Origin of the sequence: Clostridium gelidum, assembly GCF_019977655.1 — a bacterium.
In the GTDB taxonomy this organism is placed as follows: Bacteria; Bacillota; Clostridia; order Clostridiales; family Clostridiaceae; genus Clostridium; species Clostridium gelidum.
Genome location: NZ_AP024849.1, coordinates 2,753,638 through 2,767,007 on the forward strand (window position 1 = coordinate 2,753,638; position 13,370 = coordinate 2,767,007).

General features: G+C 27.8%; 11 protein-coding genes. 7 read left to right on the top strand and 4 right to left on the bottom strand.

The window, feature by feature from the left end:
* Window positions 1–150: 150 nt before the first annotated feature.
* Entirely contained in the window at window positions 151–891 is a 741-nt protein-coding gene (locus psyc5s11_RS12250; RefSeq protein WP_224037850.1) for an NADPH-dependent oxidoreductase, read from the bottom strand.
* Window positions 892–1,144: 253 nt separating this feature from the next.
* On the opposite strand from psyc5s11_RS12250, the gene psyc5s11_RS12255 reads away from it, so the two are divergent.
* Together psyc5s11_RS12255 and psyc5s11_RS12260 are read left to right on the top strand one after the other, a co-directional pair.
* Window positions 1,145–1,642, top strand: coding sequence for a cupin domain-containing protein (locus tag psyc5s11_RS12255; RefSeq protein ID WP_224037851.1), 498 nt, complete (start codon window positions 1,145–1,147; stop codon window positions 1,640–1,642).
* A gap of 349 nt (window positions 1,643–1,991) precedes the next feature.
* Window positions 1,992–3,707: a methyl-accepting chemotaxis protein gene (locus psyc5s11_RS12260; RefSeq protein WP_224037852.1), complete on the top strand. Its 1,716-nt coding sequence runs from the start codon at window positions 1,992–1,994 to the stop codon at window positions 3,705–3,707.
* A 92-nt stretch (window positions 3,708–3,799) separates the two neighbouring features.
* On the opposite strand, the gene psyc5s11_RS12265 is transcribed toward psyc5s11_RS12260, so the two are convergent.
* On the bottom strand, window positions 3,800–4,138 hold the full coding sequence (locus psyc5s11_RS12265; protein WP_224037853.1) for a winged helix-turn-helix transcriptional regulator: 339 nt from the start codon (window positions 4,136–4,138) through the stop codon (window positions 3,800–3,802).
* A gap of 202 nt (window positions 4,139–4,340) precedes the next feature.
* Here psyc5s11_RS12265 and psyc5s11_RS12270 point away from each other — a divergent pair, with 202 nt between their 5' ends.
* A complete protein-coding gene (locus psyc5s11_RS12270) occupies window positions 4,341–5,138 on the top strand; it encodes an amidohydrolase family protein (protein WP_224037854.1) in 798 nt (265 codons plus the stop codon).
* Window positions 5,139–5,192: 54 nt separating this feature from the next.
* Here the strand turns inward: psyc5s11_RS12270 and psyc5s11_RS12275 are convergent, their stop codons facing one another.
* A complete protein-coding gene (locus psyc5s11_RS12275) occupies window positions 5,193–6,620 on the bottom strand; it encodes a GGDEF domain-containing protein (RefSeq protein WP_224037855.1) in 1,428 nt (475 codons plus the stop codon).
* Window positions 6,621–6,912: 292 nt separating this feature from the next.
* Between psyc5s11_RS12275 and psyc5s11_RS12280 the strand changes: the two genes are divergently transcribed.
* Window positions 6,913–8,511, top strand: coding sequence for a methyl-accepting chemotaxis protein (locus tag psyc5s11_RS12280; protein ID WP_224037856.1), 1,599 nt, complete (start codon window positions 6,913–6,915; stop codon window positions 8,509–8,511).
* A gap of 77 nt (window positions 8,512–8,588) precedes the next feature.
* On the opposite strand, the gene psyc5s11_RS12285 is transcribed toward psyc5s11_RS12280, so the two are convergent.
* Window positions 8,589–9,937 (bottom strand): IS3 family transposase gene (locus tag psyc5s11_RS12285; RefSeq protein WP_375541960.1). Its coding sequence is split into 2 segments (ribosomal slippage): window positions 8,589–9,550 and window positions 9,550–9,937, totalling 1,350 coding nucleotides; the frame shifts between segments, so codons are not numbered across the junction.
* A 252-nt stretch (window positions 9,938–10,189) separates the two neighbouring features.
* Here psyc5s11_RS12285 and psyc5s11_RS12290 point away from each other — a divergent pair.
* From psyc5s11_RS12290 to psyc5s11_RS12300, 3 genes are read left to right on the top strand one after another with little or no spacing between them, the layout of a single operon-like run.
* Complete coding sequence (locus psyc5s11_RS12290) at window positions 10,190–11,110, top strand: magnesium transporter CorA family protein (protein WP_224037857.1); 921 nt, start codon at window positions 10,190–10,192, stop codon at window positions 11,108–11,110.
* A gap of 24 nt (window positions 11,111–11,134) precedes the next feature.
* The gene (locus tag psyc5s11_RS12295; protein ID WP_224037858.1) at window positions 11,135–11,821 is read left to right on the top strand and encodes a response regulator transcription factor; all 687 of its coding nucleotides are present in this window, start codon (window positions 11,135–11,137) and stop codon (window positions 11,819–11,821) included.
* Window positions 11,808–13,229 (top strand): HAMP domain-containing sensor histidine kinase, encoded by a 1,422-nt coding sequence (locus psyc5s11_RS12300; RefSeq protein ID WP_224037859.1) that lies wholly within the window; start codon window positions 11,808–11,810, stop codon window positions 13,227–13,229. Before psyc5s11_RS12295 ends, psyc5s11_RS12300 begins: the two co-directional genes overlap by 14 nt.
* Window positions 13,230–13,370 lie beyond the last annotated feature (141 nt).

Sequence of the window (13,370 nt, forward strand, 5' to 3'; positions counted from 1 at the left end):
AGGGTGGTAGAATTCATATAATGTGGAAAAATTGAATAAGTATATAGTGGTATAGATACTAAAATATAAATGAGTCATATTAAGATTTTGTTCTTAATATGACTCATTTGAATTAAAGTAGATTTGAATAAATTGCCAATTGTCGTGTTTCTATTTATCGTTATTAAAACCTTGGTCTTTTAGTGTAGGATAAACTTTTGGAAAATAAACAGATTTATAAACAGATGAAGTTGCAGTACTCCAATTTACTTCTTTTTCTCTTCCAATTTCTTTTAAATAAGTTTCCATTTCTTTATCATAATCATCTATTGCCTTATCTAAAACTTCAGTATGATATTTTTCATTATGCTTAAAGGAATTAAGAGGCATTCTTGGTTTCTTTCTTGAATTATCAGCAGGATATCCAATAGCAAGTCCTGCAAGAGGATAAGTATATTCTGGTAATTCAAGCAAATTTATTATTTTAGAAGGGCTTCTTCTAATTCCTCCTATTGGTACAATACCAAGGCCTAAAGATTCTGCGGCAATTATTGCGCCTCCCATTGCAAGTCCACCATCAAAAGAACCTACTAAAGTACTTTCTATACTTTCATGTATAACTTGAGGATTTCCAGTTTTTTCACCAGCTTTGTATGTCTTATAAAAATCCATAACAAACAGTAAGAATACATTTGCATCTTCTATCCATTTCTGATCTCCTGCTAATTTAGCTATTTGTGATTTTGTTTTTTTATCTCTAATTACAATAACAGAAGTTTGTTGACCATTTATTGAATTAGGCATAGATTGAGAAGCTTTTAGAAGCTCATCAATAACTTCCTCTGATACTTCAGTGTCTAAAAAAGATCTAATAGATCTATGATTTTGTATTGATTTTATTATATCGTTCATAATATGCACTCCTTTTAATTATAAATTATCAATTAACATTAATTATTATATAATATATTTTATACCTTATTCTCTAAATAAGCAATAAGATGTAAATTGTTAAAATTTTTGTATATAAATAAGTGATATTCAATAATAAAAATGAATATTATATGTTATTATATAAATATATACAATCAAGTCAGAGAGAGTAATAAATGGAAGTATTATTGACGATATATGAAATTATACTTTACGAAAAGGAGCGATTAATATGTACACAGCAGAATATTTTGTGGAAAATCTAAACATGACAGCTCATCCTGAAGGCGGCTTTTATAAGGAAACTTTTGCATCAACAGAAAATATCTCAGACAAAGATTTGGATGTTAATTTTGAAGGTTCAAGAATGCTTTGGACAAGTATATACTTCTTACTTAGAGATGGAGAAGTTTCAAATTTTCACAGATTAAAATCTGATGAAATGTGGTATTACCATTCTGGTTCACCACTAACTATTTATATGATTAGCCCTGAAGGAAAACTTAAGACTGAACAACTTGGCCTTAATATTGAAAATGGTGAAAAACCTCAAGTATTAGTCCCTAAAGACTATATATTTGGATCTGCAATGAATAATAAAGGATATGCATTAGTTGGCTGCAATGTTTCACCAGGATTTGAATTTAGAGATTTTGAATTATTTGAAAGAAGATTCTTATTGGAAAAATATCCTGAATATAAGAAGACAATTCTTAAGCTTACAAAATAATAAAATACCAAATTGAAAATCTGGTTTAATTTGTTTTAGAAATATTATTATGTCAAAATCCGACTAAAAAAAGACGAGTTTACCAATTTATATACCCGAATCAAATTTATTCTAAAATTATTGTTAAATTTTATTTGCTAAAGTGTTGAAATTTATAGTATATTATAATTAGAATGAGAAAAAATGTCGAATAATTTGTATGTTTAGCATTTGAGGCGTATGGTAATTAATGTACAATGTTTCAACTTAATTCAAAGTATATGAAAAGCTTAGATTTTAAGGTAGCTTGAAATTTTTTTAATTAATAGTTGAAGTGTATATATAAATAGAATTTTTGGGAGGAATTATTATGAAGTGGTTTAATAACTTAAACATGTCTAAAAAATTGATACCAGCATTTGTAAGTATATCTTTACTAATAGTCCTAGTTGGGGCTTTTGGAATAAGAAATATGCAAACTATACATAAAAATGCTGCAAAAATGTATGCACAAAATCTTATGTCTATAGAAAAGATGAACAAAATTAAGCAGGATACCTTAGAGATAAGATATAGCTTGTTAAAAATTTCAAATCAAGAAAATAGAGATAATCAAAATCCTGGATTGATTAAAGAAATTGAAGATTTTGCTACTGATACAGACAAAATAATTAGTGACTATGAAAAGACTTTATTATCTGAAGAGGAAAAACCTACATTTGAAAAACTAAAAAAGGATTTACAAGAATTTAGAATAATTTATGCTGATGTAATAAAATTAGCAAATGAAAAAGAGTTTAACAAATCTAAAGTTAGATTTACAGAAATTGCTACAGCTAGAGCTAATTTGTTTAAAGACTTGGAAGATCAAATTCAAATTAATCAAGAACAAGCAATGGCTTCAGATAAACAAAATACAGATACATATAGTACTTCTTTATATTTTATTATAGCTGTAATAATTATTGGACTAGCACTTGCTATAACAATTGGTACATTTATATCAATTACCATAGACAAGCAATTGAAGAAGGTCTTAAATTTTGCAGAAGCTATAGGTGATGGTGATTTAACTAAAAAAATAGAAATAGATAGCAAAGATGAAATAGGAAGACTTTCTAAGGCTTTAAATAAAGCTGGAGAAAATATAAAACAGCTTATAACTGAGATTGTAGGCAGTGCAGAAAAGATAAATTCAGCCAGTGGAGATTTGTCTGCTACAACAGAAGAGATATCTTCAATGATGCAAGCTTCAAGTGAAGCTACTGAGACAATTGCTAAAGGTGCTCAAGACTTAAGTGCTACAACAGAAGAAGTAAGTGCTTCAATGGATGAAATAGGAATGAACACAAATAACTTAGCTAAGAAGGCTGAAGAATCAAAAATTTCTGGCAGTGATATAAATAAAAGAGCTATTCAAATAAAAGAAAAAGCTAATGAAAACATAAAACAAAACAATGTAATATATGAAGAAAAGAGAGCCAATATCATACATGCAATTGAAGAGGGCAAAGTGGTGGAAGACGTTAAAATAATGGCTGATTCTATTGGAACCATATCTGAACAAACTAATCTTCTTGCACTAAATGCAGCAATAGAGGCAGCAAGAGCTGGAGAACAAGGAAAAGGCTTTGCAGTAGTGGCTGAAGAAGTTAAAAAATTAGCGGAACAGTCAACTGAAGCTGTAACAAAAATTCAAAGTATGGTTACTCAAGTAAGGAATGCCTTTGATGCATTATCTTCAAGTAGTGAAGATATGCTAGATTACATGGTAAATAGCGTGAAACCAAGTTACACTTTGCTTTTAGATACTGGAATACAATATGAAAAAGATGCTGAATTTGTAAGCAATATGGCTATAGGTATATTTAATTCTACGAAGCAGATGAATGAAACAGTGGAACAAGTGAATATAGCATTTGAAGGGGTTTCTGCTACAGCGGAAGAAACCGCTGCTGGTTCAGAAGAAGTACTAGCTAGCATAAGTGAGATTACAAAGGCAGTGGAGCAAGTAGCAGAATCTGCTCAGAGTCAAGCTGAATTGGCACAAGATCTTCATGAATTAGTACAGAAATTTAAAATTTAATTGTTTATTAAGAGAAAATAAGAAGCTGCTAAAAAATAGAAATTATATTTCCGTTTTTTAACAGCTCAATTTTTTTGAAGCGTCTAGTAATTTTAATTATTTGAGGATGTCTGCTTATAAAATTTTCCCCATTCGCACATGGAACTTAAAATAGGTTTCATACTTTCACCTAAATCAGTAAGTCTATATTCTACTTTTGGTGGGACTTCTGCATAGATTTTTCTATAAATTATGTTATCACTTTCTAACTCTCTCAATTGCATTGTAAGGGTTTTTTGAGTGATATTGGGTAAAAGTCTTTGTAATTCATTAAATCTAATTATACCCTTATTGGCTAAATTCCAGAGGATAGATAATTTCCATTTACCACTTAAAATATTTATAGTAACGTCCATAGGACACTGAGAATCTATATTTTCTGATTTTGACATTCTTTTTCCTCCATATGAGTGTAATAATGGTTTAATAGTATCATTAATGATACTATATTTCAAATTTGTGCGTACTTTAAATTGATTATCATTAAGATTATTATTGTTATAAGAGAAAAATAATAAGGAATCTTACAGAAAATAAGAGACAAGCAAATGGGTCAATATTTTTTGAAAGAGCCTAAATGAAAGGATGTTATTAATGATAGTAGATAGTCATGCGCATGTTATATTTCCAGTAGAAAAACAAATACTTATGATGGAGGAAGCTTCTATAGATAAAACTATACTATTTTCTACAACACCACATCCAGAAAAAGCTTATGATATGGAATCCTTTGAAAAGGAGATGGAGATATTAGACAATATATTAGCAAGTAATACTACTGTAGAAGAACGGGTTAAGAATATTAAGAGAACTACACAAGAACTAAAAGAAGTAATAGAGAGAAATCCATCAAAATTCATAGGATTTGGCCAAGTACCACTCAATTTAACTTATGATGAAACTGCAGAATGGATTGTTAAAAATGTAATTGAAAATAACTTTTATGGATTAGGTGAATTTGCGCCTGCGTCAGGCAAAGTAAAAGATTTAGAAGTTATTTTCCAAGCCTCTTCAGAACTTAGTAAATTACCTATTTGGGTTCATACATTTCATCCTCTTAATGGTGATGATATTAAAGAACTTATAGAATTAGCAAAAAAATACTCTGAAGTTCCATTAATATTCGGACATATGGGAGGTACAAATTGGCTTCAAACAATAAAAATGGCAAAGGAAAATAAGAATATATACCTAGATTTATCAGCTACATTTACAATTTTAGCACCTACAATAGCAATAAAAGAATTACCAGATCGTACTTTATTTAGTTCGGATGCTCCATATGGGGATCCATTATTATTGAGAGAAACGGTGGAGAAAATAAGTCCTAATAAGAAAGTGACAGATAATGTCCTTGGTGGAAATATATCAAGATTATTGAAGTTGTATTAATACTAAAATAAAATGGCTATCTCTAATTATATTGGGAGAGATAGCCATTTTATTTTATTCTAAATACCACTTACACAAATTTCTAGTTTTTTTTGCATCATATAGCGCCTTATCTGCATTATCAACTAAATCGATTTCATCTTCAGTAGTTGAATTCATTGTTTCTCCACCTATTGAAATAGTTACTTTTACTATTTCATTATTTTTATACTCAAACTCGTAATTCTGTACAGCTTCTCTAATCTCATTTGACAAAATAAATGCTTTATCCATAGAATAGTTTGGTAATATAACAAGAAATTCTTCTCCTCCATGCCTACATACAATACCATTCTCTAATATACACATATTAATGATCTTTACAATATTAACTAATACAAAATCGCCATATGAATGCCCATATTTGTCATTGATTTTTTTGAAAAAATCTATGTCTAACATAAGAACTGACAATTCTAGATTGTTATTTTGGTAGTATATAAATAGATTGTTTAACAATTTAAATGTATAGCTTCGATTATATGCATTTGTAAGATAATCTTTCGTTGCTTTTTTTTCTAAATCAGATACTTGGCTTTGATATGAATAGATTATTACAAGTTGTTTTATACTCTGGATTCCTAACATGATGATTCCGCACATAATGATAAAATCATTATAAGTATCATTGTAATATACTTGTGAAAATTTCAATATATTATAATAAATATAAATAGTAAGATATGTTATAAGTACAAAGACAGTGCTATAATTGAACCCGGTAATCATTTCATCATTATACTCTACTATATTAAATGCTGAATATTTTAGTTGCATTTCATGACTTTTTATATAATAAAGTGCATAAATAATTATAAAAATACCAACTGAACTTATCCATAAATTTACCGAATATATATTATTAGAATATCCTATTTCAAATATATCTATAAAATCTGATATTATTCTTATCATAACACCAACATAAAAATAAATATAAGATTTATTTTTATTTGAAGTACTAAATATTCTTTGACTAAAAGTAAAATATAATAAAATGAAAGAATCTAATATAGGATAAATAAAATTAAAATAACAATCTAAAGTTATATTAAACGAAAAAAGGTTTTTGAGCATTTCTTTATCAAAAAAACAAAAAATAATAAGAGATAAAAAGAAAAAAATAACAATATCAAGAAAATTCAGAATTATAGTTCTAATTTTTATCTTTATATAATTATGTATTCTTTTAATTCCTTTTTTAAATCCAATTATAATTAAAACATATGTACTTAAATAAAAAATATTTTCAACAATTGTTCTAAGTGATGATTCATCAAAATTTTCATCAATAAAAGTACCTATTGCTGACATAAGCAGTGCTAATAACATGAACTTCCAAAAAGGATCTTTATTTTTATAAAAGAACCTAACAAATAATATTGTTCCCAATAAACAAGCTATAGTCTCCATAATTGGCGCAAAATAAGAATTACTTAACATATTTAATTTCCTCGCTATCATACTACAAAAAACAATAAATTTTGTAGTATATTTTTCATTTCAAGTATATAATACAATTAATAATTAGCATTAGCAACAAATTTATGTAATTAATCAACGTTAAAAATGTATAATATGACAACATATTCGGCTGATAAATAAATTAATTTCACACAAGAAGGGACTGTTATATATGAGAAGCATAAAGTTAAAAATACTATTACCACTTTTTTTCATGATTATATTTTTCTTAGGGTTTATGGCAATTCAGTTTGTCTATACAAATAATAATTTGAAATTAGTAAAGGAAATGAATATAAAATACTTTTCGACTATTTCAAAAACTGATAAGTTAAAACTTGATGTTGTAGAGGTTCAGCAATGGCTTACAGATATAAGTGCGACAAGAGCAGCAGAAGGTTTTGATGATGGATTTGATAAGGCTGAAAAGTATGCACAAGATGTGAAAATTATTACGGAAGAACTTAAACAAATAAACCCTGAAAGCACAGTGGAAATTGTAAAAATAGAAAAAGCTTTTGAACCATATTATGAAACAGGTAAGACAATGGCTACAGCATATATTGATGGTGGTCCTGAAAAAGGTAATGTATCTATGGAAAAGTTTGATAGTACAGCAGAAGAAATTAACAGTGAAGTTGATAACTTTAAAATTTCAGCTTCTGAAAATATTGAAACATCTATAAAGAATATAGAAAAATCGATTTCAAACACAATAATTTTAATAGTAGTATCCATTTTAGTTGCAATAATATTATCGATAATAACATGGGGATATGTTACAAGGCATATTGTTAAACCAATAAATACAATATTATCTAAATTAAAAGTTATGGCAAGTAGTGGAGGGGATTTAACACAGCATATTGATTTTGTTAGTAATGATGAAATAGGTGAGTTAGCAAAAAACTTTAACTTAATGCAGAATTCCTTTAGAAAGATAATTCGCGTTATTATTGATGAATCTATGAATGTTGAGAATAAAGTTGAGAAAACAAACGAAAATATTAGTCAGCTAGCTGCCTTGATTGAGGATATTTATGCTACAACAGAGGAATTATCTAGTGTTATGGAGGAAACAGCAGCGTCAACTGAAGAAATGAGTTTAGCAACTTCTGAAATTGAGTTAAATATTGAATCAGTTGCGCAAAAGGCAAAGAGCGAAGCTGAAAATTCATCATTAATTAAAGAGAGAGCAAATGAGCTTAAAAACAAAGCTGTTAATTCTAAAGAACAAGCACAGCAAATTAATATTCAAACACAGGACAAGCTTTTAGAAGCTATTGAAAAATCGAAAGAAGTGGAAAAAATAAATGTTTTATCGGAAGCTATTTTACAAATTGCATCTCAAACTAATTTATTAGCATTAAATGCTTCAATAGAAGCTGCAAGAGCAGGAGATGCAGGAACAGGATTTTCAGTAGTAGCGGAAGAAATCAAAAAACTTGCAGAAGATTCGAAAAATACTGTATCAGAAATAAAAGATATTAGTAACGTAGTTGTAAATACTGTGAAAAACTTAGTGGATACATCAGAGGACATGCTTCAATTTATAAATACTCAAGTTATAAGTGATTATGAGATGATTGTTAAAACGGGAGAACATTATAGTGATGATGCAATTATGATTAGTGATATGACAAGTAACTTTAGTGAAAAATCTAATGAGATGATGACTTCAATAAATACAGTTGCAAACTCTGTAAATCAAATAACTACAGCAAATAACGAATCAGCAAAAGGAACAAATAGTATTGCTGAAATGATGAATACTATATCTGAAAAATCTGATAATGTGGTGAACTTAATAAAAGAAGTTAATACTAGCACAAATAAATTAGTGGAAATGGTTAATGATTTTAAGGTGTAGTAAGGGTTATTAAAGATAAATAAATGAATTTAAATGCTGTATCATTCTGTAAAATGTACCCTTTGTAAAGGACATTGTTAAAAATACTGTGTAGAATCAATGAGATGATTTCTGTATTCAACAGGAGTCATCCTTTTTAAATTCCATTGATATCTATAGTTGTTATAATAAATCATGTACTGGTCTATCTCATTTTTTAGGTCTTCTAATGTTTGGCATTGTTTTATGTTTACTTCATCTTTGAAATGCCCAAAGAATGATTCCTGCGGGGCGTTGTCCCAACAGTTTCCTCGTCTAGACATAGATTGACCAAACCCACATTCTTTTACTAACTTCTGAAATTTAGGACTTGTGTAGTGTGATCCTTGATCTGAATGAATGAAAGCTTCAGGATGAAATTTTACACTTTTTGATTTCTTAAGATTGGTGATAGTATCGATAACTATATCTAATGTGAGACTATCAGATACATTATAAGCCATTATTTCATTAGTTGATGCATCTTTAATGGTCGACAAATAAGCCTTTTTGCTTTTATTTTTATAGAACAAATAGGTAATATCCGTAAGCAATACTTTGCCAGGGGTATTCTGTTTGAAATTCCTATTAAGCACATTAGGTAAGACTTTATGTTCTTTAGTTGCTTTTACCATTCGTCTATATGGATTTGCTTTTCTATAAGGACAAACTATGTCATATTTTTTCATAAGTCTGCGAATACGTTTTAGATTATATACAACTCCATATTGAGATTTCAATACCATCTTTATTTGTCTTGCACCTTTTTTATGTTTTTTGAAGTTGAATGCCTTTAAAATTATATCTTTAACTTCCAAATCATTATCGTTGCGCTTGCTGCGCAAGCATTCGGATTTTGCTGAAAAATAATTATAATATCCAGAACGTGATACACCAGCTAATGTGCATAAATAGCTTGTCATATTCTTTAATTTATATTTTTTAATTACTGATTTAATAAGAATGAAATTTTCTTTTGTTAATGAACCTATTTTCGTTTTATCACTCTCCTTTCTATCAAATCGAGTTTTTTTAATAATTCATTCTCAGCTTTCAGTAGAGTAGTTTGTACTTTAAGACGTTCATATTTTTCGTCTATAGAAAGTTCCTTATCACGAGGTCGCCCAGCTTTGCCTTTTCTTGTATCATCTAAACCATGTATACCGTTTTCCTTATAGGCAGCACGCCATTTTTTACTTATCGATTCAATTCGTCCAATCTCTAAGATACTTATCACGAAATCAGATTCTTCAAATATCTTTCGTGGAAACTTTCCTTTTTCGTATTCTGATATAAAAATTCGTCTGAATTCATCTGTATATGTAATTGATCTTTCACTAACATTTTTTACATATTTATTTCTAGATATCAATTCTATTTCTTCTTTTGTAAATAACTTATTACTCATAAAATCTACTCCTATCTCTTTGTTTTATTATACATAAAAACCCTATAAGATAGATATTTTATTTACTATCTATCTTATAGGGTACATTTTACTGTAAATGAATTTTACAGCATTTTTCTTTGACTTAAGATATCTTAAGCCCAAATATAACTCCAAAATGACAAATATTTAGATAAGAAGTAGAACTTTATTGTTAATAATTAATCATTTATGATAAGATATAGTAAAATAATGAAAAATAGGTGAGTATTAATGATATATTCTTTAAATAATGATAGTTTAATGGAAGACACTATTGATAATATAAATTTAAATAATAGTAAACAATTTATTTGTGTTATTACATTTGAACAATTGGAATCAGTAGCGGAAAAGCTTAATATTAATGAAAAGATATTTTATGAATGTTTGAATGGAAGATCATCTAAGTTTGAGAGTTATGAGGGATTTGACTATATATCTCTAAAAATTCCAATGATTAATGATATATTAAAGCACTCAAAGAAAGTATGTATATTTTTCACAAAAAATCTTCTTGTATTTATAAGTGATAAATATACTATTATAGACGACATAATTACTAAAACTAAGTCTGGAGAAATTAAATGCACAAGTCTTAATAAGATGCTTTACATATTCTTCGATAGACTTACCTCTGAAGACACATACTCTATTGAAAATATTGAACAAGAAATTACTGACCTTGAGGACGGACTAATAACTTCCAAAAAAGATGATTATTTAAACAAAATAATTATTCTTAGAAAAAAATTGTTAAAGCTAAAACGTTATTATGAACGCTTTTTGAATATTGCAGAATCTATTGAAGAAAATGATAATGAACTTATTGATAAAAAGACAATTAAATATTTTAGAATGTTTACTAACCGCATTAGTAGATTGTACCAAAGCGTAAACAATTTAAGAGATTATGTTACACAAGTTAGGGAGGCATACCAAGCTCAAATGGATATAAATCAGAATACTTTAATGAAGCTATTTACAGTTGTTACAACAATATTTTTACCTCTTACTCTTATAGTAGGATGGTATGGAATGAATTTTAATATGCCAGAATATAGCTTAAGTTATGGTTATCCAGTTGTTATAGCAATATGTATTAGTATAGTTATTTTATGTGTGGTTTGGTTTAAGAAAAACGAATGGTTTTAGAATCTATTAGTAAGAAGGGTGATTATGGATATAAAAATTCTTATAGCAGAGGATGAATCAATATTTAGAGAACTTGTATCAGATATAGTAAAAAAAGAAGGTTATATGCCCGTGGAGGCTAGAGATGGCAAAGAAGCAATTGATATTTTCTTTAGTTCAAATGATATTGACATCGTAATATTGGATGTAATGATGCCTATATATGATGGCTGGGAAGTTCTCAAAGAAATTCGAGAACATTCAGATGTGCCTATAATAATGTTAACAGCACTGGGAGACGAAAAAAATGAAGTTTTTGGGCTTAAGGAAGGCGCAGATGATTATATTTCCAAACCTTTTAGTTATGAAATATTTGTTGCTCGTCTTAATACAATTGTAAGAAAATTAAAGAAAGAAAGAATTGATGAAATAATTGTAGGAAAAATAAAAATTTATCCAGTAAGGCATAAAGTAATAGTAAATGATTTAGAAGTTGAGTTAAATCGTAAAGAATATAGTCTTCTCAATTATTTTGTAACTAATAATAATAGAGTATTAACACGTGAACAAATATTGGACAAAGTATGGGGGTATGATTTTGATGGAGATATACGAACTATAGATACACATATAAAAACTTTAAGATCTAAATTATTAACCTATGGTAATTACATAAAAACAATAAGAGGTAGTGGCTATATGTTTGAGGTACAAAATCATGAAGACAATTAAAACGAAGATATTTTTAATAGTCTCAATATTTATGGTTTCCTTAGTAGCATTTGGGATATTTTTAAATTCAATATTTTTAGAATCGTATTATATTTATAAGAATAAAGGTATATTAAAATCAATAAGTGAAAAAATTAATAATGAGTATATAAATGATAAAGAAAATAGCTATGAATACATAAACACAATAGAGAATATTGAAAATATAAGTACAACTATTGTTGATCAAAATTTTAATATAGAATACAATTCCGTTAATCAAAAAAAAGATACTAATCAGAACCGTTTACCTAAAGAAATGAAACAAATTATTTTAGAAAATAAAAAGAAACTTTCAAAGAACTTTGTTTATTATACTGAAGAAAAAAACAATGCTCAAACAAATAAATTAGTTTTTGTATTAAAAATGAGTAATGAAGAATACATTATTTTAAAAAAGCCTTTTAAGAGTATTAATCAAAGTGTTTCAATAGCAAATCAGTTTTATATGCTTTCAGGAGTAATAGTAATTTTTATTGGTGGAATATTTATACTTATTTTTTCAAAGAAAATAACTAAGCCAATTATAGAAATGAGCAATGTTGCAGAAAATATATCTAACCTTGAATTTGATAAACGAGTACATATTGGGTCTCAAGATGAAATTGGAAAGCTTGGAGAAAGTATTAATAAAATTTCCGAAAAATTATGTGCTAGTATAAATGAACTTAAGGAAGACGTTGAACGTAGAAAACAGCTTGTACGTAATATGTCCCATGAATTAAAAACTCCAATAGGAATAATTAAGGGATATGCTGAAGGACTTAAATATGGTGTGGCTGATGATAAGGAAAAGATGCAGAAGTATTGTACAGTTCTAGTGGAAGAATGCGATAGAATGGATAAATTAGTACTTGAACTTTTAAATCATTCTATGATGGAAGTAGGAATGGTTGAATTAAATATAACAAGTTTTGATATTTGTGAGTTTATATATAAGATAGTAGAAAGATTTAATCCTAGATTTATTGATAAAGCGGTTACTTTTGAATTGGAATGTATAAATGATTGTGTAGTATCTGCTGATCGTGAAATGATTGAGAAAGCTATAAATAATTTTATTACAAATGCTATAAATCATGTAGAAGGACGAAAATTAATTCGATTGACTGTTGAAAAAAAAGAAAATGGAATTAAAATAAGTGTTTTTAATACAGGAAACCATATATCAATGGAAGACTTTGAAAAAGTTTGGGATGTATATTATAAAGTAGATAAAGCAAGGTCTAGAAAATATGTGGGACATGGATTAGGACTAGCAATTGTAAAATTAATAGTACAACTTCATGGAGGTACTACTAAAGTGGAAAATGTAAATGAGGGTGTAGTATTTTCTCTTGAAATTCCTTATATACATTCAAAAAAATAATATTTATATATATTTAGTTAGGCACAATCAAAAAAATAACAAGTCCATCTGCCAAGCCTATTTTCCATCATGCTACGTCAGCATATTGCCCTGATAGGCCCGCTATGAGACCAATATACTTCCTTGCCTGATGAAAAAATA

What these genes read in the sequence shown, in the direction of transcription:
- psyc5s11_RS12250 (WP_224037850.1), bottom strand. Translation starts at nt 891, where the DNA reads ATGAACGATATAATAAAATCAATACAAAATCATAGATCTATTAGATCT.
- psyc5s11_RS12255 (WP_224037851.1), top strand. Translation starts at nt 1,145, where the DNA reads ATGTACACAGCAGAATATTTTGTGGAAAATCTAAACATGACAGCTCAT.
- psyc5s11_RS12260 (WP_224037852.1), top strand. Translation starts at nt 1,992, where the DNA reads ATGAAGTGGTTTAATAACTTAAACATGTCTAAAAAATTGATACCAGCA.
- psyc5s11_RS12265 (WP_224037853.1), bottom strand. Translation starts at nt 4,138, where the DNA reads ATGTCAAAATCAGAAAATATAGATTCTCAGTGTCCTATGGACGTTACT.
- psyc5s11_RS12270 (WP_224037854.1), top strand. Translation starts at nt 4,341, where the DNA reads ATGATAGTAGATAGTCATGCGCATGTTATATTTCCAGTAGAAAAACAA.
- psyc5s11_RS12275 (WP_224037855.1), bottom strand. Translation starts at nt 6,620, where the DNA reads ATGTTAAGTAATTCTTATTTTGCGCCAATTATGGAGACTATAGCTTGT.
- psyc5s11_RS12290 (WP_224037857.1), top strand. Translation starts at nt 10,190, where the DNA reads ATGATATATTCTTTAAATAATGATAGTTTAATGGAAGACACTATTGAT.
- psyc5s11_RS12295 (WP_224037858.1), top strand. Translation starts at nt 11,135, where the DNA reads ATGGATATAAAAATTCTTATAGCAGAGGATGAATCAATATTTAGAGAA.
- psyc5s11_RS12300 (WP_224037859.1), top strand. Translation starts at nt 11,808, where the DNA reads ATGAAGACAATTAAAACGAAGATATTTTTAATAGTCTCAATATTTATG.